General features: G+C 35.5%; 22 protein-coding genes. 13 read left to right on the top strand and 9 right to left on the bottom strand.

The annotated features are described in order from the left end of the window. Window positions 1-138: 138 nt before the first annotated feature. From BW946_RS08575 to BW946_RS08560, 4 genes are all read right to left on the bottom strand, one after another. Entirely contained in the window at window positions 139-1230 is a 1092-nt protein-coding gene (locus BW946_RS08575; protein WP_076595774.1) for a nucleotidyltransferase domain-containing protein, read from the bottom strand. Beyond that, window positions 1227-3353, bottom strand: a complete 2127-nt coding sequence (locus BW946_RS08570; RefSeq protein WP_076595773.1) for a UvrD-helicase domain-containing protein — start codon at window positions 3351-3353, stop codon at window positions 1227-1229. Before BW946_RS08570 ends, BW946_RS08575 begins: the two co-directional genes overlap by 4 nt. Continuing rightward, window positions 3335-5557, bottom strand: coding sequence for an ATP-dependent nuclease (locus tag BW946_RS08565; protein WP_076595772.1), 2223 nt, complete (start codon window positions 5555-5557; stop codon window positions 3335-3337). The genes BW946_RS08570 and BW946_RS08565 overlap by 19 nt, the downstream gene beginning before the upstream one ends. A gap of 97 nt (window positions 5558-5654) precedes the next feature. After that, complete coding sequence (locus tag BW946_RS08560) at window positions 5655-6407, bottom strand: nucleotidyltransferase domain-containing protein (protein WP_076595771.1); 753 nt, start codon at window positions 6405-6407, stop codon at window positions 5655-5657. Between the two features lie 268 nt (window positions 6408-6675). Between BW946_RS08560 and cobT the strand changes: the two genes are divergently transcribed. Genes cobT through BW946_RS08545 form a run of 3 tightly spaced genes read left to right on the top strand, consistent with a single transcriptional unit; the run spans window position 6676 to window position 9002 of the window. Next, window positions 6676-7680: a nicotinate-nucleotide--dimethylbenzimidazole phosphoribosyltransferase gene (cobT, locus tag BW946_RS08555; RefSeq protein WP_076595770.1), complete on the top strand. Its 1005-nt coding sequence runs from the start codon at window positions 6676-6678 to the stop codon at window positions 7678-7680. After that, complete coding sequence (locus BW946_RS08550; RefSeq protein WP_083688818.1) at window positions 7681-8463, top strand: adenosylcobinamide-GDP ribazoletransferase; 783 nt, start codon at window positions 7681-7683, stop codon at window positions 8461-8463. Next, the gene (locus BW946_RS08545) at window positions 8448-9002 is read left to right on the top strand and encodes a histidine phosphatase family protein (RefSeq protein WP_076595769.1); all 555 of its coding nucleotides are present in this window, start codon (window positions 8448-8450) and stop codon (window positions 9000-9002) included. Before BW946_RS08550 ends, BW946_RS08545 begins: the two co-directional genes overlap by 16 nt. A 152-nt stretch (window positions 9003-9154) precedes the next feature. On the opposite strand, the gene BW946_RS08540 is transcribed toward BW946_RS08545, so the two are convergent. The 3 genes from BW946_RS08540 to BW946_RS21890 form a co-directional block, all read right to left on the bottom strand. Further along, window positions 9155-10360, bottom strand: a complete 1206-nt coding sequence (locus BW946_RS08540) for a hypothetical protein (protein ID WP_076595768.1) — start codon at window positions 10358-10360, stop codon at window positions 9155-9157. Between the two features lie 145 nt (window positions 10361-10505). Beyond that, on the bottom strand, window positions 10506-12260 hold the full coding sequence (locus BW946_RS08535; protein ID WP_076595767.1) for a hypothetical protein: 1755 nt from the start codon (window positions 12258-12260) through the stop codon (window positions 10506-10508). A 266-nt stretch (window positions 12261-12526) separates the two neighbouring features. After that, window positions 12527-13327, bottom strand: a complete 801-nt coding sequence (locus BW946_RS21890; RefSeq protein WP_374709946.1) for an RtcB family protein — start codon at window positions 13325-13327, stop codon at window positions 12527-12529. A gap of 739 nt (window positions 13328-14066) precedes the next feature. On the opposite strand from BW946_RS21890, the gene BW946_RS08525 reads away from it, so the two are divergent. From BW946_RS08525 to BW946_RS21385, 3 genes are all read left to right on the top strand, one after another. Further along, window positions 14067-14402, top strand: a complete 336-nt coding sequence (locus tag BW946_RS08525) for a HopJ type III effector protein (RefSeq protein WP_076595766.1) — start codon at window positions 14067-14069, stop codon at window positions 14400-14402. Between the two features lie 67 nt (window positions 14403-14469). Then, window positions 14470-15489: a helix-turn-helix transcriptional regulator gene (locus BW946_RS08520; RefSeq protein WP_076595765.1), complete on the top strand. Its 1020-nt coding sequence runs from the start codon at window positions 14470-14472 to the stop codon at window positions 15487-15489. Between the two features lie 106 nt (window positions 15490-15595). After that, on the top strand, window positions 15596-15733 hold the full coding sequence (locus tag BW946_RS21385) for a hypothetical protein (RefSeq protein WP_168801952.1): 138 nt from the start codon (window positions 15596-15598) through the stop codon (window positions 15731-15733). Between the two features lie 353 nt (window positions 15734-16086). On the opposite strand, the gene BW946_RS08515 is transcribed toward BW946_RS21385, so the two are convergent. Further along, window positions 16087-17271: a DUF1501 domain-containing protein gene (locus BW946_RS08515; RefSeq protein ID WP_076595764.1), complete on the bottom strand. Its 1185-nt coding sequence runs from the start codon at window positions 17269-17271 to the stop codon at window positions 16087-16089. A 171-nt stretch (window positions 17272-17442) separates the two neighbouring features. Next, window positions 17443-18825 (bottom strand): DUF1800 domain-containing protein, encoded by a 1383-nt coding sequence (locus tag BW946_RS08510; RefSeq protein ID WP_083688822.1) that lies wholly within the window; start codon window positions 18823-18825, stop codon window positions 17443-17445. A gap of 404 nt (window positions 18826-19229) precedes the next feature. Between BW946_RS08510 and BW946_RS08505 the strand changes: the two genes are divergently transcribed. From BW946_RS08505 to BW946_RS08475, 7 genes are all read left to right on the top strand, one after another. Next, window positions 19230-19793 carry a hypothetical protein gene (locus tag BW946_RS08505; RefSeq protein WP_076595763.1) on the top strand — a complete coding sequence of 188 codons (564 nt, stop codon included), beginning with the start codon at window positions 19230-19232 and terminating at the stop codon, window positions 19791-19793. Between the two features lie 116 nt (window positions 19794-19909). Beyond that, window positions 19910-20959 (top strand): glucokinase, encoded by a 1050-nt coding sequence (locus BW946_RS08500; protein ID WP_076595762.1) that lies wholly within the window; start codon window positions 19910-19912, stop codon window positions 20957-20959. A gap of 143 nt (window positions 20960-21102) precedes the next feature. Beyond that, window positions 21103-21669: a YceI family protein gene (locus BW946_RS08495; RefSeq protein WP_076595761.1), complete on the top strand. Its 567-nt coding sequence runs from the start codon at window positions 21103-21105 to the stop codon at window positions 21667-21669. A 78-nt stretch (window positions 21670-21747) separates the two neighbouring features. Next, the gene (locus tag BW946_RS08490) at window positions 21748-22374 is read left to right on the top strand and encodes a YceI family protein (protein WP_076595760.1); all 627 of its coding nucleotides are present in this window, start codon (window positions 21748-21750) and stop codon (window positions 22372-22374) included. 177 nt (window positions 22375-22551) lie between these two features. Then, window positions 22552-23193, top strand: coding sequence for an alpha/beta hydrolase (locus BW946_RS08485; RefSeq protein WP_076595759.1), 642 nt, complete (start codon window positions 22552-22554; stop codon window positions 23191-23193). A 108-nt stretch (window positions 23194-23301) separates the two neighbouring features. Next, window positions 23302-24645 (top strand): ammonium transporter, encoded by a 1344-nt coding sequence (locus BW946_RS08480; RefSeq protein WP_076595758.1) that lies wholly within the window; start codon window positions 23302-23304, stop codon window positions 24643-24645. A gap of 100 nt (window positions 24646-24745) precedes the next feature. Then, a complete protein-coding gene (locus BW946_RS08475; RefSeq protein ID WP_076595757.1) occupies window positions 24746-26164 on the top strand; it encodes an L-serine ammonia-lyase in 1419 nt (472 codons plus the stop codon). Window positions 26165-26244 lie beyond the last annotated feature (80 nt).

Below are 26244 nucleotides of genomic sequence, written 5' to 3'. Positions count from 1 at the left end.
TAATAAAAAGTTATTTCCGTAAAATTTTTTGAGCTATGAGGGCTCAAAATTTTCCAGAATAACTTTTTAACTTACACAGTTAGTGAGACACTACCTTTTTTTGACAGTAGAAGTGTTGAAATTCATCAATCCTGCCACTCATAACTCATTATTATGATACAGTTTTTTCCTTATCTGAATTAAGGCTTTTGTTGTTTTTTCCAGATCCGGAGCGTTGGGTAGCCTGGAAATGGAATAATGATTTTCTATAGACTGTATCAGGTTTTCTGCCTTTTGCATGACGCTTTCGTAAGACTGGTTTCCCGCTTTGATGTCTAACAGTTCATCACGGTTATCAACACGGATGTTCAAAGAGTTGGTTTTAAAAATCTGTTCACAGGACTGTAATAAACGGATGGTGTGCATCATATTCTTGCTGTCGTAATTCTGTCCATGGTTCTGATTGACATTGTAACGGTCTTCATTGCGCTCAGCTACCCATTTCCAATATTCCCTGTAATCTTTGCAGTACACAGAGTAGGCATCAAGGTTGCAAAACAGATAAGCAACAGGTTTTTCATCTTTAGTAATGGATGATACGGAAACCTGGTTCGCTTCTTCATTTTGAATGATTCCTTTATAGCCCAACGTTCCAGATTCATCATAAAATAACGAATACATTCCTTTTGTATGGTCAATATTTACCAATCCACATTTTTCCTGTGATAAACCACCCCGTTCTCCAGAGGAAGGGAATTCATGCAGCCATTTTTTCAATGGTACAGAACCTTGTCCATCAAGAATAAAACAGAAATCCAGGATTGATTTTCTCTCTTTATCGATAGGATTTACAATCTTTTTGTTGAGACCTTTCGCCTTTTTAATCTGGGAAACAGCATAGCCCGCAAAAGTATCTTTACAGAGTTTTGACAGGAAATCTTCAGTTTTCAGCAGATCCATCAGCGGATGTTTATATTGAATACAATCTTCCGGACTCGCCAGAATTTCCAGAATATTAGGATTGTTTTTCTGAAGCAGTTCTACAAACCTCCCGATTTCATAATAGGTAATGTCGTTCGTTTCATTGGAAATCTGCGGAATGTAATTCAGCCCAAAGAAATCTTCCTTCGGCAGATAATAGACTCCACGGATATCCGTATCAGAATTCTCCGAGGCCAGCCCAAAAGCCCGGCTTCCGGAAATGGCTTCAAAGAGGATGAGGCTTTTGGTTTTTAAATCCTGGATGGTCATAAGTTGTCTAGATCTATAATTTCATCAAACCAATTTTTTGCAGTCTCAATAACTTGTGGTGAAGGATTTTGAAAAAACACTGCTAAGTTTTCTTTTGAACGCGTACAACAAACATAAAATAACTTTTGAGTTCTTTCTAAAACACTTGCTCTGTCTGTTCTATTTGTAAATAAATAATTGAAATTATATTTTGTCCAGTTTCCATTATCCAAAATGACTAAGACATTATCGAATTCTAATCCTTTGGTTTTGTGTTGTGTAGAAAAAGGGGTTAGACCTTCCAGATAATTATATAATTTAATAAACTCTTGATATGAAACTCCTTTTAATCTATCATATATGTATTCTGAAGAATTAATAAACTCCTCTATCTTATCATCTTTTTTTACAATCCCCAATTCATCTGCTTCATCTATTACCTCACCTATCGTTACGTTTTGATTAGTCAGTAATTGTTCAATATTGTTTTTAAGTACTCTTTTATCATTAATTGTTCTGATAGTAATTGCATTTCTCTTTATTACTCTAAAAAACTCAGGAAAGTTTTTATCAGAATAAAATCTTAATACATTTTGAATTTTGAACAAATGCTTAATAAAATTATCTCTTTTTGATCCTTTTTTTGAGTCTTGATCATCTAATTCTCTTTTGTCATCAATAAGATTTTCTTTATCAATATAAATTTTTCTTATTTCATTGAAAGATTTATCCTTAATTTTTTCATAAAATAATCTATGAGTTTCATTTGATAGTATTTTATCTTTCTTTAAAACACTAGTTATAAAATTCAATTCTTCTACAAATTCGCCAATCGTCTTGTATTTATTTAGATTTTTTTTAGGTATTTTTTTCTGCTTTAACGTTTTTTCTTTTAGTTCGATCAATAGTTTATGTTTAAATTCTAAATCTGAAAAATTTACTGTAGATAAATCTTTTATTTTATCAAATTCTTTTAATGCTGCTACATCTAATTTTATTTCATCTAATAGATATGATCGAGATTCTAACTTTAATTCATCAAGTATTTCATCAAATGTTTTCTCATCTTCAATATTTAAATTCTCATTTTTAATTTTCTCAATTAAATCATTTTTAAGATTAATAATTGGATCTTCATCATATATTTCCATTAATGTTGAAAATCCAGCTTGTGCAGAAATCAAATTATGAGTAAGATTTAATTCTTTGGTTGTTTTAGAATTAGCAAAGTCCCAACCTTGATCAAGGTTTTTTAAATAATGCTTTATCTTTTCAGTATCCTTTTCTACAGAGTATAAAAATAAGATATTACCATTTTTTACATTTCCATCCGGTAAAATATTAGGAGCACTTAAATCAGAAGAATGTTCTTGTATAACATTATCAGTACGAAGTTTATTTGCCAACTCGTAAATCTTTTTTGGATTTCTTCTATTTTGATTTTTAACAACCTCTTTTATGTAACCCTCTTCCAAATAAGAATTTATATTACCAATTCCATTATCGTAAATAGATTGCATTGCATCTCCAAATAAACCTATTATAGAGTCTTTTTTAGATATTTGTAGATGATCTAAAAATATTCTAATTACTTGTTCATGAGTATCCTGATACTCATCAATGAATATGAATTTGAACTTATCTTTTAAAATATCACATAACTTAGGATACTTTGCAAACATATGTTCAGAAATAGTTAATAATTCATCATGAGAGATGATTCCTTCTCTCAATCTGACATATTCTTTGTATTGAACTTTAATATCACTCGATAAAATTTCTTCGGGATTATTTATAACAATATTAGTAATACTATTTTCCTTTGCTAATTGTATTAAAATCGACTTTAATTCTGATTGAAAGTTTTTAATACTATCCCAGAGAAAATCGTGAATTGTAGATACTTTTAAATTTTTATGGTTTACACGATCCTCAATTTCTTTGACCGCAGCATTTGTATATGTCATACAGGCAATTTTAATGTTAGGATGTTCTTTAATGACTTGCCTGATTACAGAAACTAAAGAATATGTTTTACCACTTCCTGCGCCACCACTTAATAGAAAATTGTGCCCATTATCAATGTGTTCAAAAATTGATAATACTTCTGGCTGATTTTGTATGTCTAGTCTTTTCTTAACCATAATAACCCTTCTTTAATGTAAGCTGGAATTTGCCAGTTAGAATATGTTTCATCACTGTTTAATAATATTTCTATCGCCAAAGAAGATTTGCTTTCTATTCCATTTTCGGAAAGATCAAAAGCATTTTTATTTGCTTTGAAATCTTCAAACCATTTCTCTGTTAATGACTGGAAGCTATTGTTTTCATTACAAATAAAATCATAATTAATATGAAAAAAACCATCTTCAAAACTTCTTGCATGATAGCCATTTTCTTCTATTTGAAACATTAAAAGAATTTTCCCCTTTCTATTAGAGTTCCATTTTCCCTTTCTATTTCTTCTAATTATTTTCCAATTAAGTTCTAATTCTTTAAAATAATTTATTTCTTTTTTCTCTTTGTGAAAAAATATTAAAGCCCAATTTTTTGTGAATTGTACATTGACATGGCTTGCAGGACATTTATTTTCTTTTACTTTTGGATTTCCATTTTGATACATTTGTGGTACTCCCTCAGCATCTAGAACAGGCTCTGTATAATAGCAATCTAAATCGGTTAGAATTAGTGATTTTATACCTATAAAATCAATAAACCTTTCAAAAATATGAGAATGTGCTCCTACTTCTATAATTGAAATGTTTTGTGATAATAAATGTAGTTCATTGTCTTCTAAATCGACTTCTAAGTCTAATTTTTTCATCATTGCAGGTAATAGAATCCTTTCTGTATCGCCTTCAATAAAAATAGCCTTATCAGCAAAAAATAATTCAGCTCTATTTAAAGTTAAATATTGTTTTAAAAAACGATAATTTTTTTCTTCTCCTGCATCATTATATTCTTTTTCTAAATCTTTTATGTTTTTTGCTTTAATGTCATTTATGGATTCTTTTTTTAAATATTTAATAGAATTAAATTCTTGACAATTAGCAACTATATGAGATGAATGTGTACTAATAATATATTGGAAAGGTTGACTTTTTATAATCTTTCCCCTTGCATCCTTTTCAAGAACAATCCCGTTCTTTAAAAGTTCAGTAATATTTTTGATAAAAACATATTGCATTTGTGGATGAGTATGGGCTTCCGGTTCCTCAATAAAAAGTAAATTAATGTCTGCCGGGTTTTCATCTTTACCTTTTTTGAATTCACTTACTAAAATTTCAATCTCAAAAATCATACTTATAAGATTCATATAGCCCAAACCATTATAATGTTCAGGGAATTCAGAATCATTACTGTGTTTATATATAACAGTTGTATTTCCTTTTAATAATTCTTTTCGTTGTAAAGTAGAAATTACTTTTATTATAGACTCATCTTTTCTTATTCCTCCAAATAAACTTACTTTTTCAGTAATATCGCTGAATAAAGCTTCATAAACATTTCCTAAAATTTGATCAGTATCTTCAATTACTGATTTAAATTCGTCAATTTTCTTTTCATCCTCATCATTTTTCTCACTTCTTTCATATATTTCAGATGTTTGTGTAGATAAAGTTTTTTCATTTTCTTTATTTGTAACGTTTCTTTTTGCACTGATATATTTGAAATTAATAATATCATTTAAGTTACTTTTTGTTTTAGATTGTTCTAAATCATTAAAATTACTTTCATCAATTACTGAATTTTCATAATTATAATTAATACTTTTCCATCTGTATTTAAAGAATTTTTCTGCATTTAGTTTAAAAAAATAATCAAAGTTTTTTGGAATATATTTTTTTCTTTCTTCCTCGGGTTTATCTTTTTCTTTCTCTTCACATTCTTTTACCTTTTTGCTTTCAGTAAGCACAAAAGATTTATATTCTTTTCGAAAATTTTTATATTGATCATAATTTAAATAATATTCGTATCCAAGAATTATTTTGTTATGATTAGGATCTAAATCCATCATTAAATCTGAAATATTACAGGTATTTTCTCCTTCTTCATAAGATATTACAATTCTTAATTTTACACCGTGAATATCTTTATTAAAATCTTCTTCATTAAGTTCAATAATTTGAGAAATTAGTTTTTCAATTTCCTTTTTGTAGTCAAGATTAAAATCTTCGAAAACAATTTTTTTCTTATCTGAATTGTTAATAAATTTATCTAAGCAAGTTAAAAATGAAGTTTTTCCAGTATTATTTTTACCTAAGACCAATGAAAGAGATTGTTCTAAATCGATTTTGAAATCTTTGAGTAGTCTGAAATTGCTTATATAAATAGATTCTATTTTCATAGTTTTTAGTTTTTTCTAATATAAATATTTAATACAATTTTCCAAGAAACAAATATATTCCCAATCCATAAAAAAAGACTACGGCTTCCCGTAATCCTTAACATTTTTCCAATATCTCCCTAAAAACCCTCTCCATCTCACTTTTATCCGCCTTTCCTCCAGATAAACCTTTCGATTTTTCCTCATTCTCAGCGATTGTTTTCTCCAGAAAATTAAAGAGTTCCCAATCGTTCGGGTGGTAATAAGATTCTCCTTTGGTGGCTTTTAAAGCGATAAGTTCTTCTATTTTCCGTTTGGTTTCATCATCTGTCAAAACAAGCAGATCACTTAATAACACAGGAGGAACCGTTCCTTTTTCTATGATCCATTTTCCTGTTAATGTGGTTCGTAAGCAATAAAAGTAGCTTTTTAATTTTACTTCATCACTTCTGCAGGCTTCCAGATATTTCCTGCTCATGCTCAGATAATGGTAAGAAACCGCAACCGGAGAAAAGCAGGCATCTGCCAAAGGTTTGAACAGTTCTACAAACTTTTCATCCGCTTTATAAACGATAGGAGAATAAAACCAGCTCAGCAAAGCTGCATTCGACTTTAACAAGAGATGAAAGGTCTTTCTCAGATCCCAGCCGGAACCGTCCAGGTCATCTTCTGTCATAAATTCTATCGTTTCATCTTTATCCCACGGAGAAAGATACCAGTCTTTGTCGTGACGGTAGATAAAACGTATATCATAATCACTGTCAGGAGACGCAAAACCCCATGCTCTGCTCCCTGATTCTACGGCCAGAAGGACTTCTACGCCCTTTGCAGCTTCCACTTCTCTTATTTTTTCAAGTATTTTTGGTGTCATTGGTATTGATTGATGATGCAAAGTAAAGAGTGAAGTGCGCAATGTTCTTACGTTGTTTTTTTGTTGCGAGGTCCGGGTTTTGGGTTTGAGAGTAGGAGAGTGAGAGTGTTTGAGAGTTATAAGATCAGAGAGTTTGAAATTGTGGGATATTTAACTTCCAGCTCCCAGTTTCTGGCTTCCCGCTTATAAAAACTCCAGACAAATCATACAAAATCCTCTCTATTTCACTAATATTGCACTTTTCCATTTAACATTACCATAAACATCCATGTTATCATCAGAATTACAGCATAAAATTGATTTTAAAACAAAACCGTTAGGCGCATTAGGACATCTTGAACATCTTGCCCATAAAATCGGAATGGTTCAGAAAACTACTTCACCACAGTTATTGAATCCCCATATGGTAGTTTTTGCAGCCGACCACGGCATTGCCAAAGCGGGGGTAAGTGCCTATCCACAGGAAGTCACCTATCAGATGGTCATGAATTTCCTTGGCGGAGGTGCTGCCATCAATGTTTTTTGCAGGCAGAATGGTATCAGCATAAAAATTGTAGATGCCGGAGTCAATTTCGATTTTCCGGAAGGACTGAATCTGGCAGACAAAAAAGTAAGAAAATCCAGCCGTAACATCCTTGAAGAACCTGCCATGACATTAGAAGAATATCATCAGGCTCTTAAAAATGGAAAGTCTGTGGTTGCTGATATTGCTAAAAAAGGCTGCAATATCATTGGTTTTGGAGAAATGGGAATCGGGAATACTTCTGCTTCTTCTTTAATGATGAGCAAGCTGTTTGATATTCCTATCACCAATTGTATAGGACGCGGAACGGGACTGAATGATCATCAGCTGGACAATAAGATCAGTATCTTGAAAGAAGCTATTGAAAAATATCCGGCTGAAATGACTGAGGATGAGATAGCCCAAACTTTTGGAGGGTTAGAAATTGCCCAAATGATTGGTGCAATAGAAGAAGCGTACCATCACAATATGCTGATTATGGTAGACGGTTTTATCGCCACTGTCGCTGTAGCCACGGTATGGAAAAAGAACCCCGAAGTTTTGAATAACTGTATCTTCTGCCATGTAAGCAATGAAAATGCCCATCCTCAGCTGCTGGGACTGATGAGAGAGCAAGCTGTTCTCAATCTGAATCTACGCCTGGGAGAAGGAACAGGTTGTGCATTGGCCTATCCGATTATTCAGAGTGCGGTTAATTTCCTGAATGAAATGTCCAGCTTTGAAGATGCAGATGTATCAAATAAAAACTAAATGAAAGCTATAAAAAATGAACTGATCTATTTTGCAACCGCCCTCATGTTTTTCACAAGAATTCCGGTTCCGTTTACCATTCCGTATTCGGGTGAAATCATGAATAAATCTCAGAAATATTTTGCCTGGGTGGGATTATTGGTTGGATTGTTCAATGCTGTGATTCTTTATCTTTCCACATTGCTTTTTAATCTTGAAATAGGAATTGTTGTCATGATGATTTCAAGTGTTCTGTTGACAGGAGCGTTTCATGAAGACGGCTTTACGGATATGTGCGACAGCTTCGGAGGCGGATACGGGAAAGAAAAAATTCTGACGATTATGAAGGACAGCCGGGTAGGAGCGTATGGTACGATAGGGATTATTCTGCTTTTTGCTTTAAAATTTTACAGTATTCAGGCTTTGGGAATGAGTGATCCAATAGGCGTTTTACTGATTGTTATTTTAGCTCATACCACAAGCAGGTTTATATCGGGAACGATGATTTATACCCATCAATATGTCACTGATATTGATGTCAGCAAGTCGAAACCTTTAGCCAATAAACCTTTGGATAAGATGGCTTTGCTGGTAGGGTTCATCAGTGTTTTAATTGCATTTGCCCTGGTTCAGGACTGGCGTTTGATTTTTGCTTTTGCTCTGGCTTATTTAGGAAAAATATATATGGGCTGGTATTTTAAAAGGCATATCGGAGGTTATACCGGCGACTGTCTGGGTTCAGTACAGCAGGTTTGTGAAGTTTTATTTTATTTAGGAACAATCATCGTATGGAAATTCATGTAATCCGGCATACAGCTGTAGAAAATCCGGAAAACCGATGTTATGGTTTTGCTGAAATGCCTTTACGTAAAGAGTGTATCCATGATTTTAAATCGGTGGATATTGATGATCATTATGATGTAATTATTTCAAGTCCTTCTGAGCGATGCAGTCTTTTAGCTGATTATTTTAAATTCGATTATCAAACAGATGAAAGGCTTCGTGAAATGAATTTTGGAAACTGGGAACTGAAGAAATGGACAGATATTCCTGAAGAGGAAATCAATCCCTGGTACAAGGATTTTATCCATGTAAACGCTTCCGGAGGAGAAAATCTTCTCGAAATGCAAAACCGGGTCCTCAACTTCTGGAATGAATTGATTCGGAAAAAAAACAGGGAGAAAGTGCTCCTCATTACTCATGCCGGAGTTATTCGTCTGATCCTTCAGGCTGTGCTTCAGTTTCCGTTAGAGAATATGTTCAGTATTCAGATTGATTACGGGAGAAAAGTGATTATTAATTGGAATGACGGACTATTTTCTGTTAAAAAGGTGAATGTTTAAAATCATTTTATATTCTCATTACAATAAAGAGTCCGTCTCACAACTAGTGAAAACGGACTTTTTTTATGATTTTTCTCGACTTCCTTTCAGAGAAAGGGTTTCATACAGGAGATTCTCAACCACATCATTTATTTGTGAGGCTAACTCATATTTTAGAATCTTCTGAAAGGTCTTACCCTTACCATGTTGTAATCTTTGTTGTATTCCCACATATAACCAGCATATCCGTCCAGAATTCTTGCTGAGTTACCACCCGGTATTTCGGTAGAACTCCAATAATACTTTTGAGATACATCATTCCATGGGTTGGATGCAATATTGTAAACATTCTTGGCACTTTTATAGAATGCCATTAATTCTTCTTCAGAAGGTAAAAACCAGCTACCAACGCCATTTACAGTATAATTGGCACATAGTCTGGCCGCGCAGTTGGCATCCGAACATTGGGAAATAATTCTTGTGGTATTAGCAGGTCCTGATCCCATTACAGCCTGAGTCTGGTTTATGATATTAAATGTACATCCCCATTTGATCTTATCAGAACCATTATAAGTAAGGTTGGCAGGAGCAGCTTCCAGATATCTCCAGCCGTCCGTAAACTCTCCCTTATCATAAAAAACATATCCTCCTGAAGCACCAATGGCACCTGCTGTTTTAAATGTTTTTTCGTCCGAATAATATACCTGTGCACCTTCTTTTACATAAGATCTTACATAATATGTAGTGTTCGGAAGTAATGCCGTAGCTTCCAGCTCGTACGCTGAATAATTATTAGGATTTGATATTTTGATGATTTGACCGTTTGAGATATTCACTCCGGCACTCGTTCTGTAGCAGAATCCTTTTTCATCAGGAGAGAACGCTTCAAGATAATTGACCGTAATATCGTCCGTGCTTAAAGTGGCTGAAGTAGTATATATTGCTTTAGCCATTTTGAATGCAATATCCATCTTTGCAGGCGTAACGAATGTTACGTTATCTCCATAAATAATATCACCATTATTAGCTGCAACATATGCTCTTACATAATAAGTAGTTGATTTTTCAAAATCAGTACTGTAAGTTGCCATTAGCTGATAATCTCCTGTAGTATTAGTATACTCTTCAATCATTTTGGAATTGCTGATAGTAGGATTAATATTCTTTGCCCAGCAGAATCCACGTCTTGAATACCCGGATCCGGAAGAGGTTACTGTTCCTGCAAATTTGAACTGTGCATTGCTGAAAGCAGGTTTACCGGTTACCACTTTTGGAGAAGCATTGACATTGTTGGTTGTACCGTTTTCATCATCTCTGCCGCCGTCTGAACCACATGATACCAGCGTAAGGGATAAGAATAGAAATAATAATTTCTTCATGATTATGTTATTAGTTTTAATTAGGTTGGCAAATATATAGAAAAAGATGATCACTTTAAAAAAAAATTGCCTGTCGTTGAGACTGTTGCAATAGATACAAACCAAATACGCCACCCAATATAATAATCAGATGACGTCATGGAATTTATTTAAAAATTCTGATAAAACTATCTTTTTCCAGGCTTTCCAGCGAGAAATCAAAATCAGTATCTGTTTTTTCTGAGGTAATCTTACCTCCAAGCTCTTTGATAAGCTCATTGAAAGGCATCGCTTCATACCATTGCTGATACAATGCACGTGTTGCCATCATGGAAACCTGGCTGTTTCCTGAAACATGAGAATGTCCGGCTCCGAAATTCAACAGTATGAAACATTGTTTTTCATTTTTTGTCACCAGCATTCCCAGAATCATTTGCTTTTGAACAGAATTACACCTGGCTTCAGCAAAAAGATGGTTAGGATTCATCATATAATCGTAGGAAATATCATCTCCTTTTCCGATCACAATTTTATATCCACAATTCGCGTCCCCGCTGAAAACATTATTCATGACAAGCGTTGGCGCACAATGTCCTTTATTGGCGTAAAGATATTCAACAGCACCGTTGGGAGCAGAAGTCATATCTCCGGAATACATCAATTGTCCGTCACCATGATTATAAGCTGCATTCCAACCTATTTTTCCGGCGATATTCAATCCTGAAAGATCAAGGTCATTCGCACCCCATTTGTCTTCCCAATAAATACCTACCGCAAGTCTATCACCATAAAAACGCGTTCCGGCAGGAATATTTCCAACAAACATTTTTTCAGAAGTTGGCAATGCAAATTCTACATTCTCTGGGAAGTAGAATTTCTTTCCGGAAAGGTTTTCATATTTCAGTTTCAAAAAGTCCAGAATGAAATCATAATTGAACTGATTCACGTAAGTTTCTTTCCCTTTTTTAGTCCATGATTTTCCGTTTCGAACTCTGTAAACAAAAGTATCCTGACCATACATTCTTGAATAACATGCTGATAATGCCTTGAATAGGGCAAATGGTGTCGCGTTTTCCAGCCAGTGCCAATCACTGTTTTCCAGTAATGTATTGGTAGCATCATTCAACGGGTTTGAAACCAATGGTTTATGGTGTACTTTAGACAGCTTGGATATTTTGTTGATCGCTTTTGGTGCTCTGTTTTTATACGCCAGGAATAATGGTTTGAATCTGTTGAAAATTTCTGCCATTTTTTCCATTCCAAAGCTTTCAAACAGGTATGTCGGATTGAAATTACTTTGCTTAATTAAATTAATCAAATCATCATTTTTGATTAAAAGTGTAGTGTTCGTTGTTTTATAAATAACATAACGGAAAAACTCAACGGGATTTTCAGGATAAACATCATAGAGATCCGCTATTTTTATAACCGCTTCTTTATTTCTGATGTTCTCTTTTCCTGTAAAATCGTATTCCAGTTCCGTATGTAAAATAGAAAGCAAGTCGTCAATGGTTTCTTCTTTTAAAGCGATGCCTGATCTTAAAAGGGCAAGACATTTTTCCTGCATTTCTTCCACAGAATAAGCCTTGATAACTTTAAAAATCAACTTTGTACCAGGAACATTCAGTATTTCATCAGGAATATAAATTTCACTTTGGAAATTACTTCCATAGGTTGAAATATAATGTCTGATCTGTTCAAAAAATAAATCAATTCTGGAAGTATTCTTTATTTTCTCCCAGGATTTATGAAAAGTTTTATTCAAATCATTGCCATTCAGTTTTTCCTTTGCATAAAAAGAGATGATCTCATTTTTTGCCCATAAAGCATCCGGTTCAATGATGAAACCCTCATCAGAAATAAATGGCTTTTCATCGGACTTCCTGGCCAGTACAGCATTGAATAATTGTAGTGTTTTCATTGTTTTAATTTTAAAAAAATAAGTGAGGAGTAGATTCATTAAAAGTGAAGGGTATAGGAACTCCTTTTACCTATAGTCTATAAAAAGCGGGGAGTATTTTTCCAAAAAATATAGGAACTCCGTTTGCCTTATAATTTGTAAAAAGGCGGAAAGTAAATCTGGAAATATAGGAACTTTCTTTGCCTTAATTTTAAAATTTAGCTATTGTTTTTATTTAAACCTTACGGGTTTCTAAAACCCGTAAGGTTTGGCCATTCTATTAAAAATTATGCTTTTCTGAATTTCTTCTTTTTCTTCCATGGAGCATTCTTCTGAACGTCTCCGGCCATGATACATCCGTAGGGCATCACTTCATCCAGAACTTCACAAAGTCCGTATTCTTCTATCTGTGCTCTTACATTCTTAGCACTTTTATAAGCGCTTGGAAGTTCAGAAATATCAACCTCATTGGAGTAGAAACGGATATCCAATCCTGCCGTTTCCTCATTGAATATTTCTTCGGTTGTTTTATGAGCCAAAGATCTTTTATGCTGGCTTCTGCTGAAATTTCTTCCTGCTCCATGCGGTGCAAAACCTAAGTTTCTTTCATTCGTTTTTCCCTGAACAATCAGTACCGGTTCTGCCATATTTAAAGGAATCAGTCTTGGTCCTGTGATATCAGGCATGAATTTATCATCCAGTGGAGTAGCTCCTTTCGCATGATAGAAAAGGTCTCCGTCTTTGAAAACGAAGTTATGTTCGTTCCAATATCTGTTTTCTTTCTCCATTTCCAGTTTGTTCAGTACGGCGTCATGAAGAGAAGTATGGTTTTCTTTGGTCCATTGTCTAATCAATTGCAGTGCTTCCCAATAAGATTTCCCTTCTTCGGTATCATAAGGAATCCAGGCGTTTTCTCTCAATGTTTCAGGGGAGATTTCCTGTCTGAAACGGTTGGCAACCTTCATTCCTTTATCATATAAGGCAGCTCCCGGTGCTCTTGATCCGTGATGCGTTACCATCATCGTGTTTCCTGTATTTTTGGAAATTCCAACGAAAAGGAAATGGTTTCCGTCTCCCTGTGTTCCCATATGAGAACGGGCAATGCTGATCAGTTTTTCATCATTTAAGAATTCATTTTCTCTGAAAGCATCCATTAGTTCCTGAGACATCGGCATCTGTTCACCTCTTGGTCTTCCTCCATATCCGAAGTGGGTGATAGAATGCGCAGCATCCAGAACATCTTTAGGATTGGTCTTTCCGAAATCCGTCAGCATTACTGAACAACAGATATCGGCGCTGTGAAATCCCGGGTGAATGGCATTTTGAGCGACAACCACACCTCCTACCGGAATCTGTCCTTCAGGGCCTGTAGGGCAGGCATCAGGCATTAAAGCTCCGCCAACCAGAGTAGGGGTTTTCATCAGAACATTCATGGTTTTGATTACCTTGTCCACATTATCATTTTCACTTTCATGTTCTGCACGGATGTTGATCATAAAATCTTTAGCCGTTTCATGAAGCGGAATAATATCAGGTTGTTTGAACTGTAGCAGATATTCTGCGGTCTGATGCTCATCCAGATTATTCTCATTGATATAGCTGATGGCATCTTTAAACCATTTTGCCGGTCTATATCCTAATTCGATTAAATGATTTCCATTAAATTCCATTTTGTTCATTTTGATGATGCAAAGTAATATCATTATTGCGCAATAGTTTTGCGCAGGTAAAGAAATTTTAATTATTTTTACAAAGATTTATTAAAAAAGTGAAAAAAAGCCCTTTGGCAGATTCGTAAAAGAGTATATAATTAAAAAAACAAGGCCCATGGTATTATTAGAACAATTAAAACATTTCCCGGAAACCATCCAGTTTAACGATGTGATCGCTCATATTGATGAACATTATGAATTTACTCCTACCGCATTTCAAAACGGTGAAACCACCAACCAGGCCGGGCAGAACAACGGTTCATGCAAAGTTTTCAGCTTTGCAAGCATTAAAGATCTGACGAAAGACGAAACACTTTGGCTGTTTGGTGAGTTTTACAGAGAAGATGTTTTGAAAAAACCTGAAGGAAATGATCATCAGAATATCCGGAACTTTATGAAATTCGGCTGGGAAGGAATTACTTTTGATGACAATGCATTAAAAGAAAAATAATTGTAGGAAAAGAGCAGAAAGAAAAGCAATTCTTATTAAAAAACACCAAATCATTAAACACTAAGGTATGTCATCCAATAAAAATGCTCTGATCAGGTACAAAACATTAGATAAATGTCTTAAAAACAAATACAGGAAATATACGCTGGAAGATCTCATTGATGAATGTTCAGAAGCATTGTTTGAATTTGAGGGAAAAGAATCTTATGTAAGTAAGAGAACCGTTCAGCTTGATCTTCAGAATATGCGGAGTGAGAAATTCGGGTATGAAGCTCCTATTGAAGTTTACGAAAGAAAATATTACCGTTACAGCGATCCGGAGTACAGTATTCATAATATTTCTGTGAATGAGAGCGATCTGAAGGCAATGAACAATGCAGTTCAGATTTTAAAACAGTTCAAGGATTTTTCCATGTTCAAAGAAATGAATGGGGTTATTCAGAAACTGGAAGATTCCATTCATGCCACCAGCCAGAAATCCATTATTCATCTGGATAAAAATGAACAGCTGAAAGGGCTGGAGCATATTGATATTCTGTATGAAAGCATTGCAAGTAAAAAGGTACTGAAGATTCTTTATAAAAGCTTTACAGCAAGAGAATCCAATGTTTTTACAGTACATCCGCAGCTGCTGAAGGAATTCAACAACCGCTGGTTTCTGATTTGTCTTTACAAACAGAAAATGTACAATCTGGCACTGGACAGAATGGAAAGTATCGAAACAGATGATAGTCTTGTATATATTGATAAGGAACTGGATGGAGATGAATACTTCAAAGATATTGTCGGGGTTACCGTTTCAGAATCAATGGATCCCAGAAATGTGATCTTTTGGGTAGACGCAGGAAATGCTCCCTATGTGAAAACAAAACCGCTGCATAAAAGCCAGGAGATCTTAAAGGAAGACTATGACGGAACTTTGTTTAAAATATGCGTTCAGATCAATTATGAACTGGAAAGATTGCTCCTTGGGTTCGGAGATTCTCTGATTGTACATAAGCCTAAAAAGCTACGGCTGAAAATGGAGGAAAAGTTTAATGCAGGATGTAGAAATTATCAGAGTCTGATTATTCCTGAGGAAAACTAACTTGTTTTAGATGTATGATTAGCAAAGCATTATTGCAAATTACTTATTTCCACATTTTATCTTGGCTTGGAAATTGTATTATTACGTTAACAATACCAAATTAATTATGAAATCAAGAATATTTAAAGCATTAATTGCGATCATAGCACCACTGGCGATAGAGTATATCGTGAAAAAAATATCTGAGAAAATAGATAAAAAACAGGAAGACAAAGAGAGCGAAAAAAAGCAGATTACGGCTTAAATGTAAAAGTAGTTTAAATTTAAAATTATTGAAAAGAGACTGTCATAAGGATGTACGGTCTCTTTTTTTGTTAATGGATCTTTTTGATGAATGCTGAAAACTACCCGGTCAAAAATTTTTTTGAATTTTTGTCAACCTTCCGAGGGAAGGGAATTTTCACGTCTTCGGTTGAGGTGTTGGTCTGGATTATGTTTTTGGGAAAAGAAGGCTGGATTCCTATGGAATGATAAACTGTGTGGATAGACTACCATTCCAATTGTGTCATTCCGGTAAGAATCTAAACATACTTATTATCCATTTTTTTTAGATCAATGCTTCTAAAAAAAATTGTGACTTTTGCGGTTGCGTTTTCCCTATATAAAATCATAAATTCCGTCTTTCCATCCCAATACTTTGGAAGAGTCTGCTTTAAGCCAGTTTTTTAAAATCGTAGCATATACTTTTCTGAAATCTTCTTTGTAGATGAGATCACCTTCACTCAGGTTTTGTAGATCAGGAAGAGCATTCAATATGCCTTTTTTCTTAAGGTTTCCACTGATAAAGAACATTTGGTTGGCAGTTCCGTGGTCTGTACCGTTACTGGCATTCTGTGCCACACGGCGACCAAACTCTGAAAATGTCATTAACAGGATATTTTTGAAAAGACCATTGCTTTTCATATCGGCAACAAAGGATTTTACAGCTTCATTAATATCATTGAATAACTTTTTCTGTCTGTCATTCTGATTGACGTGTGTATCGAAACTTCCGATCGAAAGATAGTATACCTGAGTATTAATGTCAGATTTTATTAAAGAAGCTACTGTTTTAAAGTCTTTTCCCAACTGAGAATTGGGGTAAATTTGTTCGGTTTTTCTGGCTTTGCTTTTTTCAAAAATATAGTCAGCATTATTAATCGTAGAACCTAAAGTCTGGTAAAGGTAAGAGACGGTTTCATCATCGTGATGGTGGTCATAGAGAGATTTAAAATATTTTTCCTGACTGGTCTGATACAGTCTTTTGGGATCCTTAAAGGCAAATGCTTTATTATTTTCTCCTTTTAATGCAAGGCTTAACATATCATCTACTTCCAGTGCCTGTGTAGGATGGTCGCAGCGATAGCATTCTTCGTCCAGAAAACGCCCCAGCCAGCCTGTTTCCAGAAACTGATCACTTCTGCTTGCCGACTGCCATATATCCATGCTTCGGAAATGCGACTTATCCGGGTTGGGATATCCCACATTATTCATCACAGAAAGCTCTCCGCTGTCAAAAAGCTCTTTGAAATAGGAGAGAGACGGATTGATTCCTGCCTCATCTGTAAGGGGTACAGAGTCCTGAATAGCCAGTGTCTTCCTTTCTCTGAAATAAACATCATTTTTAGCCGGAATGATCGTATTTAAACCATCATTTCCACCTGTAAACTGAAGAACTACCAGAATGTTCTGGCCGGGATTCAGCGCTTCATCCAGAGTCATGGCTTTTAAGAAATTCGGCATCAGCATGGAAGCGGTAGCCAGTGAACTTATTTTGAGGAATTCTCTTCTTTTGATTAACATAATTTTGCTTTTAGGTTGAAGGTTGCGGGTGATAAGTAGCGGTTTATAGGTTGCTGATTGTAGGGCTGAGCGACATTTTTACTGGCATTCATTTTTATATTAGTAAAAGATAAATAGATGGCAATTAAGCTATGTTTTAACAGCTATTACCTGCAACCTGTAACCTGCAACCTACATCAACTGGTATTCCGGGGTTGACATCAGATTGATAACATTCATTTTTATACTCTTGTCTGAAAAATTCTTTACAGAGCTCATGTCGAGGCTTTTGGTGCTTTGCAGAAGATAATCTTCACAGTTTTTATGGGCGAAAATCTTTTCAATGCGGCCCCAATCGATAGTGATATTGGGATTTTTAAAGCTTTTGTTCAAAGCTGTCTCACGCGGCTTCATTCCCATATCGATATCATCATCCTGGCGGGGACTGTATTCCAAAGGGCGAAGTCCTGACCATATCTGCGGAATCTGAAGTCTCAGCATCAGAGTAGAACTGTCAATCCACGATCTTCCATTTGGCCATCCTGCTACATTGGGTGGATAAAGCAGCATCTGTCCCAATAACTTCTGATAAACGATGAGGTTTTCAGGGTTTTGAATTTGCATAGGAAGGATTCGCATGATTCCTGCCATCAGTTCTACAGGCGATTTTATTCTGTTGCCCATATTCTTCTGATCATAAAACCAGGTGCTCGAAAATATCTCAGTCATTAGCTTTTTGATGTCATATCCTGAATTGTAGAAATTGTTGCTGAGCTTATTGATGATATCCTGATCCACTTTTTCATTCACAAAAAACTTATAGATCTTTGTTGTAATAAACTGTGCCGTAGATTTTTGCTCCAAAATAATATTTAAAACATCGCTTCCATCAAAGTTGCCTGTTTTTCCTAAAAAAGTTTTGCTGCCTTCATCATGGAGATTTTTTCTTTCCTTAAAATTCCCATCTTTATCATAACTCCATCCTGTAAAGGCTCTGGCGCCTTTTCTTACATCCTTTTCAGTGTAATTTCCTCTTCCCATGGTAAAAAGTTCCATAACTTCACGGGCGAAATTTTCATTAGGATGGTCTTTTTTATTCTGTTGGTTATTGAGAAAATTAAGCATCGCCGGCGACTGGCTTACTTCAAAAAGCAGATCTTTGAAATTTCCAAGCGCATTTTTTCTGATCGTATTTAAAAGCTGTTTATTGAATCTTGGATTGAGTACCCTTGAAGCAAAATGTCCATGCCAGAAAAAGGCCATCTTTTCTCTCATCTGCTCCTTGTTATTAACGATGGCGTTCAGGAAATTCAGGTTGAGTTCACTATTTTGCTCTCTGTTAATCCGCTGCATTTCTTTTTTTTTCTCTGCGGGAGCTGTACTGCTCATATAATCCGCTGCAGAAACAGGATCAGGAGTGTCATATGTAATTTCGCTGAAGTTTTCTTCTTTAAATAATTCATTAAGTAACGCTTTAATGTTTTTATTTTTCAAATCATCAATTTGATTAATACCAACACCAAAACCTGCGCGCCAAAGAAGATGCTTGTTTTTTGATAATGAATCAGCCATCATGGAGAATTTATTTTTTGATGTCATTTCGGGAAAAAAGTTAAAATAATAAAGGGTTAAGGATTGTTAATATTATTTTTAAGGCTGGAAGCTGGAGGAATGAAGCTGGGAGTTATGGTGAGCAGGAAGAAGAAATTGTCCTTTACTTTAATCATAATAGACATAAGTTTTATATAACAGGATATTACTTCCAGCCTCCATCTTCTTGCTTCCTTCCTTTTTTCTTTAATTCACTTTTTAGCTATCATTTTTGATAATTTTTGTTAAACAAATATTTAAATTTTGTTAAAAATAACGATTTGATAATCATTGTTTTATGAATTTTTTGAATGTTAAAATCAAAGAAAATCTTTTGCTTGGCATGATTTTTACATCCTCCTGTTTAGTAAAATTTAAAAATTAGAGTTATGAAAATGTTTAAACAAGCAATAGTACTGGCTGGTATTTTAACAGCAGGTATCGCAAGCGCCCAAAGTGCTCAAATGAATAACATGATCAAGGTAGGTGCAAATGTTGGTTTAGCAGTTCCCGCAGATAACCTTTCTGCAGCAGTAGGAGTGGATGTAGCTTACCAGAATCTGATCACACCAGGATTCGGACTGGGTATCGCATCAGGTTATACTCATTATTTTGGAAAAGAAAACAACGGATATAAAAATAATGATGTAGGAGTAGTTCCTGTAGCCGCTTTAATCAGAATTTATCCAAAACAAACCGGTTTCTATTTCGGAACTGATTTAGGATACGGATTCCTTGTTGGAGATAAAACAGTAGCATCCAATACCAATGTTGAAAGAGCTGGCGGAGGTTTCTACCTTAAGCCTGAGATCGGATATCACAACAGAGACTGGAATTTCTTCGTACAGTACCAAAAGGTTTTTGTAGGAACTAAAGGAGATTTGCCAGGTCAGGACTATAATGTGGGGAATATCGGAGTAGGATTCGGTTACAATATTCCATTAGGAAAGTAGTTAGATTTAATATATAAACAATTATTAACCAAAACCTTTTCACGAAAGTGAAAAGGTTTTTTTGTTCTGTGCAGGATTTACAAAAACAATTATTATATTTGGTAAAATTTGAGGTTATGATTCTGAATCCAAAATTTCCACTTTATTTACCAGGAGTAGAGAACAGTAATAATGATAATGTTTCTATCATTGGGGCAAGCCTCCGTGAAGATATAACAATCTTAGGCTATTTCGTTTCCGGGAACGGAGGTCTTGAGATAAAAGTACAAAATACATATGCAACCAAAGAATATGCTTCCTTTTCAGATATCTTAAAGAAGTTTATTCAGGATAATCAGCTTGAAAATGTAAAACGCCTGGGAATGGCAGTGCCAGGTCCTGTATTGGACGGGAAAAGCAGTCCGGCAAGACTAGGTTGGCATTTGGATATTGCTGAATATGCCCGCGATTTCGGGTTTGAAAAAGTGGATATGCTGAATGACCTGGAAGCTTCTGCCTATGGAATGGCTCTTCTTGAAGACAATCATTTGGAAGCTATCTATACAAGCGGACATCTTGAAAAAGGAAATGTAGCGGTTCTTGCTCCCGGAAACGGATTGGGAGAAGCGGGATATTTCTTTGACGGAAAATACCTGAGACCTTTTGCAACAGAAGGAGGACACTCAGAGTTTTCTCCAAGAACCAACGTGGAAGTTGAATTTTACCAGTTCTTAAATAATATCTATGGTATTGTAAGCTGGGAAAATGTACTATCCAAGTCAGGGTTATTCAATATATACAGATTCCTGAGAGATGTAAAAAGGCATCCTGAGCCGGAATGGTTAGGAGAACGTCTTGCGCAGGGGAATTTTGTGGAAGAGCTTTATAAAGCTGCTGTAGAGGAGAATGTTTTAATCTGCAGAATTGCTTTAGATACTTTCCTTGAATTTCTGGCAAGAGAAGCGAATAACTTAACCTTAAAATTAAAAGCTACCGGAGGACTACTGATTGCCGGAGATATTCCACAGATGATCACGGAATATATCGATAAGGCTAAATTCTATGAGAAATTTAAGATCAGTGATAAAATGGAGGGAATGCTTAAAAATATCCCAATCTATCTGGTCAAGCAAAATCACACTGCATTAAATGGTATAGCACTTTATACGGCTTACTATCAGGTATAAAAGAAAGCTCCGAAGAAATTCGGAGTTTTTTTATGAGATGATATTATTCATGAAAATAATAAATTTTCTTGATATACATCAATGAAATCTATTGAGTAAGATACCTACCTTTGTATCGTTAAATAAGTAAACAACTCTATTCAATGAAAAAAATATTTTTACTAGCAGTTTTAGCTGGTGGTCTGGCTTTCGGACAGTCGAAAAAAGTAGTAGCATCTGATGTACACTGGTGGGGATATAAAGTAGCAAAATCTGAGGCCAGCTCTCACGAAGGTACTGTAAAAGTAAAGTCCGGAGATATGGTAATGAAAGGAAACCAATTGGTAGGCGGAAGCTTCGTATTGGATATGACTTCAATTAACTCTACTGACCTTACAGGAGAATATCAGCAGAAATTAAACGGACACCTTAAAAATGGTGACTTCTTTGAAGTTGAAAAATTCCCTACTGCAACCTTTAAAATTACAGGAGTAAAGAAAAACAATGATAAAATCTACAATTCTCTTGTAACAGGAAACCTTACTGTAAAAGGAAAAACCAGCCCAATCTCTTTCCCTGCGAAGATTTCTTACAGCAAAGGAGTAGTAAGTTTGGTATCCAATAAATTCTCTTTCGACAGACAGAAATTTGACGTAGCTTACAAGTCTACTATGCAGGATGTTTTTGTGAAAGATGATATTGATATGCTTGTAAAGGTAACTGCTCAATAAATTAATCAAAAAAAGATTGTTAAAAGTGTAGAAGTTCTACACTTTTTTTTATTTTTGTTGAATTGTAAATAAAAAAGAATGAAAAGATTACTATTGTTTGCTATGGTGTGCGCAAGCATGTCGTTTGTTTCTGCCCAGAAGAAATTTGATAAAGTGTCAAAAGTGACTTCATCAGAGATCAGATGGTGGGGGTATAAAGTGGTGAAAACCGAAGAAACATCCCATTCAGGAACAGTAAAACTGAAAAGCGGAAAATTCAACTTTGACCATACGGTTCTGGTAGATGGAGAGTTTGTAATAGATATGAGAAGTCTGATGGCGGGCGATGTGTCTGATGAAGATCAGATCAAGCTTACTAATGATCTGAAAAGCTCAAACTTCTTTGAAGTGAAAAAATTTCCTGTTGCAAAATTCCATTTGACTAAAATTATTCCATTAGCAAACAGTGAATACAACTCTACAGTGTACGGTGACCTTACCCTTAAAGGAGTGAGAAAAACAATTTCTTTCCCTGCCAATGTATACGTTACTCAGTTCACAACTTCTATTGAGTCTGCAAAGTTTTCTCTGAACAGAAGAGACTTTAAAGTATTCTATCAGTCTTCATTGAAAGATTATTTCATTAAGAACGAAATGGATATCCAATTCAAAGTTACTACAGAAATGCTGGATAACGAGAACAGGGTTCCGAAAAAGAAAAAATAAGATATATTTATTAATACAGAAGAGCAGTTCATGAGAATTGCTCTTTTTTAATGCCAAAGTTGTTTAAACTTTTGTGCTTTTTGTTGTTAAAATAATGATTATAAAAGTTTAAATAGCCTCGCTGTTAAATCTAAGGAGTACATTCTTTTGTTTCCGTATTTTTTATAAATTAGTGCTATGAAAATTTATATCGTAAGCGGTCTGGGAGCAGACTTCAAGGTCCTTGAAAGAATAGAGTTTCCCAAACATTGTGAATTGATTTTTATAGACTGGCTTATTCCTGAAAAAAATGAGCCTTTCGGTGCTTATGTTAAAAGAATGGCGGAAAAAATAGATGATTCCGAGCCTTTCTGCCTGCTGGGCTATTCTTTCGGAGGAATTATTGTTCAGGAGATCAATCAACTGAAACCTGCAGAAAAAGTGGTGATCCTGGGAAGTATAAAATCCGACAGGGAAAAATCCAGATTCATCAGGACGGGTGAAGTTACCAAAATTCCAAGAATTCTTCCTGTAAGCTTGTTCAACGACAAAGCTGCTAATGTATATGCCGTAATCCGAAAGCTTTTTGATCCTAAAAATCCTAAACTCCTTCAATATTTTAAAGTAAGAGATCCTTATTATCTGAAATGGTCCGTAGAAAAGGTTTCTGAATGGAAATTTGAGGAGAATCCCAATGTCATTCAGATATTAGGTGATAAAGACATTGTTTTCCCCATCCGCTATTCCAATCCGAATTATGTGGTGAAAGGAGGGACACATCTTTTTCCGGCCACCAAATCTAAAGAAGTTTCCAAAATACTGAAAGAAGTGTTTTCATAAAAAATAGAAAAAACCACTAGTTGAATATTTTTTTTAGGGGTGTTTGGTTTAAAAACATGATTTTTATAGAATTTATGTTTAAATTTGATAGGGTTAAATATAAATTTCATGAAAATAGGATTAAAATGGATCATCTCATTCTGTGTTATTGCAATCGTTGCCATAGGCGGCTTGTTCTGGAATCCGGCTGCGGATATTCCTGATACAGGAGAATTTTTAAGTGAAGATAAAATTGTAGGTGCTGATGTTGCCTGGATTCTGGCGGCTGCGGGTCTTGTCCTGTTGATGACTCCCGGGCTTTCCTTTTTTTACGGAGGAATGGTCGGGAGAAAAAATGTAATTTCTACCATGCTGCAGAGCTTTATTGCTTTAGGCGTTATCTCCATGGTTTGGGTGGTTGTAGGGTTTTCTCTATCCTTCGGTGAATCTATCGGGATTACAATTGCCGGAAAGCATTACGGTATCATTGGAAATCCGCTCAGTTACCCCTTTTTTAGTGGAGTAGGAAATCTTCCTCATAAACTGATGGCTCCCACAATTCCTTTTATTCTTTTTGCCCTGTTTCAGATGAAATTTGCGGTTATCACTCCGGCTATTATTACCGGATCTTTTGCGGAAAGAGTTCGTTTTATATCTTATTTATTATTCATTGTTCTTTTCAGCCTGTTTATTTATACACCGCTTTGTCATATGGTATGGCATCCTGATGGTCTTTTAAACAAATATTTTAGGGTGAAAGACTTTGCAGGGGGAACCGTGGTGCATATGAGTGCCGGTTTTGCTGCGCTTGCCGGCGCTTTGGTGGTAGGAAACCGGAAGAACCCTCACCATGAGCCTTCCAATATTCCGTATGTACTTCTGGGAACTGGAATGTTGTGGTTTGGATGGTTTGGTTTCAATGCAGGATCTGCTTTAAGTGCTTCTGCTTCTGCGGCTACAGCATTTGGAACAACTACCATTGCTTCTGCTTCAGCAATGATGACTTGGATCTTTTTCGACAGAATCAATGGGAGAAGTGTATCGGCTTTAGGAGCCTGTATCGGAGCTGTAGTGGGACTTGTTGCTATTACTCCGGGATGTGGTTTTGTAAGCATCCGGGAAAGCCTTTTTATCGGGTTTATTACTGCGATTGTTTCTAACCTGATGGTGAACTGGAAGGTTTTAAAGAAAGTAGATGATACCCTGGATGTTTTTGCCTGCCATGGAGTAGGAGGAATTATGGGAATGATCCTTACCGCTATCTTTGCACATGGTGAAAAAGCTAGTCTGCTTCATGGCGGAGTTGATGTTTTTCTTCATCATATGGCAGCCCTTGTTTTGGTATCTGTTTTTACTTTTTTAGGTTCATTAATTTTATATAAACTTACTGATTCAATGATCACATTAAGAGTTTCCGAAGAGTCCGAAAATAAAGGACTTGATCTTTCTCAGCATGAGGAATGCCTGCAATAGCTTTTATATTCCGGTCAGATATTGATTTCAATAAGAATTTGAAGATTGATTTTGGGATTTATCATGTATCTTTGTTTTTGAGGAAAATGACGAATCATTTATGGAATCAATATCGGTTTTTGAAATTATTAAAGTAGGAATAGGCCCATCCAGTTCGCATACAATGGGACCTTGGAATGCAGCAGCTGCATTTATCAGGATTATAAAAAGAGAAAGATCAATAGAAGAAGTTAAAGAGGTTTTTCTTGAATTTTTTGGCTCACTCGCAAAAACGGGGATTGGGCACGGAACTGATATTGCAGGAATGCTTGGGTTGAATGGGGAAGATTTTAAAACCATCAATACTTCAAAAATTGATGAAAAGATAGATTACATCAAGAGTACTCAAACCATTAATCTTGGTGGTGAGAAGATAATTCCGTTTATCTACGGGCATCATTTGATTTTAAACATGAAAAAGAGCCTTGATTTTCATCCGAACGGAATGATCTTCAGAGCTGTTTTCGAAGACGGAACTGAACTTGTGCAGGATTTTTATTCTGTAGGAGGCGGTTTCATTGCCAGCCAGGAAAAAAACTCTATTCAGAAGCAGTGTGTACGTACGCTGTATCCTTGTCATAAAGCTTCAGATATTGCAAAATACTGTGAAAAGCTGGGATTTGATAAAATGTCAGATTTGATTTTCATGAATGAAGAAAGCTGGAGAAGTCAGGAGGAAACGAGGCAGGAAGCGCTTTATATCTGGCAGCAGATCAAAGAATGTATTTACAAAGGCGTCAATAAGGAAGGAATCCTTCCGGGCGGACTGAATGTTTCCCGAAGAGCAGCAGGAATCAACAGAAAACTGCTGGGAGACAAAATTTATAAAAATAAAGATGAGTGGTTCCAGCAGGTGGTAGATGCTGAAGAGAACTTTACCAATATCAACAAATGGATTGCCTGTTTTGCACTGGCAGTGAACGAAGAGAATGCAAGTTTCGGAAGAATTATTACCGCACCTACCAATGGAGCGAGTGGAGTTATTCCTGCGGTATTGATGTATTCTCAGGCATTTACACCATTTACGAGTGAGGAAGATATTATAAGATTCTTGCTGGTAGCAGGAGAAATCGGGACATTATTCAAGAAAAATGCGACTATTTCTGCAGCAATGGGAGGATGTCAGGCGGAAATCGGAGTATCTTCTGCAATGGCAGCAGCCGGACTTACAGAAATCTTAGGAGGAAGTGTAGGACAGGTATTGATGGCGGCAGAAATTGCGATGGAGCATCACCTTGGATTAACCTGCGACCCAATTAAAGGACTTGTACAAATACCATGTATTGAAAGAAATACGATGGGCGCTATGAAAGCGATTACTGCTGCTAATATTGCATTGGAAAGTGATCCTGCCAAAGCAAAAGTAACATTGGATGAGGTGATTCTGACGATGTGGGAAACCGCTCAGTCTATGAGTGACCGTTTTAAAGAAACTTCAGAAGGCGGACTGGCCATTGCAGTCAACGTTCCGGAATGTTAATAGAAATCATTTTATTTCAAAATATAAAACCCTTAGCTACTATGACTAAGGGTTTCTTAATAAAATAAAAGTAAAAACCG

The sequence above is a fragment of the Chryseobacterium sp. RU33C genome (genome assembly GCF_900156015.1).
In the GTDB taxonomy this organism is placed as follows: Bacteria; Bacteroidota; Bacteroidia; order Flavobacteriales; family Weeksellaceae; genus Chryseobacterium; species Chryseobacterium candidae.
The sequence above is the reverse complement of the archived record's forward strand: the minus strand, read 5'-3'. Positions and strand labels throughout refer to the sequence as shown.

Coding starts and splice junctions, on each gene's coding strand:
- BW946_RS08575 (WP_076595774.1), bottom strand. CDS start 1,230: ATGACCATCCAGGATTTAAAAACCAAAAGCCTCATCCTCTTTGAAGCC.
- BW946_RS08570 (WP_076595773.1), bottom strand. CDS start 3,353: ATGGTTAAGAAAAGACTAGACATACAAAATCAGCCAGAAGTATTATCA.
- BW946_RS08565 (WP_076595772.1), bottom strand. CDS start 5,557: ATGAAAATAGAATCTATTTATATAAGCAATTTCAGACTACTCAAAGAT.
- BW946_RS08560 (WP_076595771.1), bottom strand. CDS start 6,407: ATGACACCAAAAATACTTGAAAAAATAAGAGAAGTGGAAGCTGCAAAG.
- cobT (WP_076595770.1), top strand. CDS start 6,676: ATGTTATCATCAGAATTACAGCATAAAATTGATTTTAAAACAAAACCG.
- BW946_RS08550 (WP_083688818.1), top strand. CDS start 7,681: ATGAAAGCTATAAAAAATGAACTGATCTATTTTGCAACCGCCCTCATG.
- BW946_RS08545 (WP_076595769.1), top strand. CDS start 8,448: ATGGAAATTCATGTAATCCGGCATACAGCTGTAGAAAATCCGGAAAAC.
- BW946_RS08540 (WP_076595768.1), bottom strand. CDS start 10,360: ATGAAGAAATTATTATTTCTATTCTTATCCCTTACGCTGGTATCATGT.
- BW946_RS08535 (WP_076595767.1), bottom strand. CDS start 12,260: ATGAAAACACTACAATTATTCAATGCTGTACTGGCCAGGAAGTCCGAT.
- BW946_RS21890 (WP_374709946.1), bottom strand. CDS start 13,327: ATGGGAACACAGGGAGACGGAAACCATTTCCTTTTCGTTGGAATTTCC.
- BW946_RS08525 (WP_076595766.1), top strand. CDS start 14,067: ATGGTATTATTAGAACAATTAAAACATTTCCCGGAAACCATCCAGTTT.
- BW946_RS08520 (WP_076595765.1), top strand. CDS start 14,470: ATGTCATCCAATAAAAATGCTCTGATCAGGTACAAAACATTAGATAAA.
- BW946_RS21385 (WP_168801952.1), top strand. CDS start 15,596: ATGAAATCAAGAATATTTAAAGCATTAATTGCGATCATAGCACCACTG.
- BW946_RS08515 (WP_076595764.1), bottom strand. CDS start 17,271: ATGTTAATCAAAAGAAGAGAATTCCTCAAAATAAGTTCACTGGCTACC.
- BW946_RS08510 (WP_083688822.1), bottom strand. CDS start 18,825: ATGATGGCTGATTCATTATCAAAAAACAAGCATCTTCTTTGGCGCGCA.
- BW946_RS08505 (WP_076595763.1), top strand. CDS start 19,230: ATGAAAATGTTTAAACAAGCAATAGTACTGGCTGGTATTTTAACAGCA.
- BW946_RS08500 (WP_076595762.1), top strand. CDS start 19,910: ATGATTCTGAATCCAAAATTTCCACTTTATTTACCAGGAGTAGAGAAC.
- BW946_RS08495 (WP_076595761.1), top strand. CDS start 21,103: ATGAAAAAAATATTTTTACTAGCAGTTTTAGCTGGTGGTCTGGCTTTC.
- BW946_RS08490 (WP_076595760.1), top strand. CDS start 21,748: ATGAAAAGATTACTATTGTTTGCTATGGTGTGCGCAAGCATGTCGTTT.
- BW946_RS08485 (WP_076595759.1), top strand. CDS start 22,552: ATGAAAATTTATATCGTAAGCGGTCTGGGAGCAGACTTCAAGGTCCTT.
- BW946_RS08480 (WP_076595758.1), top strand. CDS start 23,302: ATGAAAATAGGATTAAAATGGATCATCTCATTCTGTGTTATTGCAATC.
- BW946_RS08475 (WP_076595757.1), top strand. CDS start 24,746: ATGGAATCAATATCGGTTTTTGAAATTATTAAAGTAGGAATAGGCCCA.